At 62.7% G+C, this 742-nt stretch carries 2 protein-coding genes; both read left to right on the top strand.

The genetic code is table 11. The features are described from left to right. A partial coding sequence (locus AC3WQN_RS25450; RefSeq protein ID WP_492606975.1) for an oligopeptide/dipeptide ABC transporter ATP-binding protein occupies positions 1 to 354 on the top strand: 354 nt, incomplete at its 5' end. Further along, positions 354 to 742, top strand: a 389-nt coding sequence (locus AC3WQN_RS25445) for an ATP-binding cassette domain-containing protein (protein WP_492606974.1), incomplete at its 3' end; no start/stop codon positions are given. The genes AC3WQN_RS25450 and AC3WQN_RS25445, both read left to right, overlap by 1 nt.

Here is a 742-nt window from a genome sequence, read left to right as displayed (position 1 = left end):
CTGGTGCTGATCACCCACGACCTCGCGGTCGTGGCCGAAACCGCCCAGCGCGTGTGCGTGATGTACGCAGGCCAGGCGGTGGAAGTCGGTCAGGTGCCACAACTGTTCGACATCCCGGCACACCCGTACACTGAAGCGCTGCTCAAGGCGATTCCCGAACACAGCCTGGGCGCTTCCCGACTGGCCACCCTTCCGGGCATCGTTCCGGGCCGCTATGACCGTCCGCAAGGCTGCCTGCTGTCGCCACGCTGCCCTTACGTGCAGGATAACTGCCGACAAGAACGTCCTGCCCTGGACCCGAAAAGCAACAGCCTCGCCCGCTGCTTCTATCCTTTGAATCAGGAGGTGGCGTAATGGCCGTCGTTCTCACCGCCCGTGACCTGACCCGTCACTACGAAGTTTCCCGTGGCCTGTTCAAAGGCCATGCGACGGTTCGCGCACTGAACGGCGTGTCGTTCGAGCTGGAAGCCGGCAAGACTCTGGCCGTCGTGGGCGAGTCCGGTTGCGGTAAATCCACACTGGCCCGTGCCCTGACACTGATTGAAGAGCCGTCCTCCGGCTCCTTGCAAATCGCCGGGCAGGAAGTGGCCGGCGCCAACAAGGCCCAGCGCAAGCAACTGCGCAAAGACGTGCAGATGGTGTTCCAGAGCCCTTATGCGTCGCTTAACCCACGGCAGAAAATCGGTGACCAGCTTGCAGAGCCGCTGTTGATCAACACCAACCTCTCGGCCAGCGAACGTCG

The sequence above is a fragment of the Pseudomonas sp. FW300-N1A1 genome, assembly GCF_058789115.1.
The sequence above is the reverse complement of the archived record's forward strand: the minus strand, read 5'-3'. Positions and strand labels throughout refer to the sequence as shown.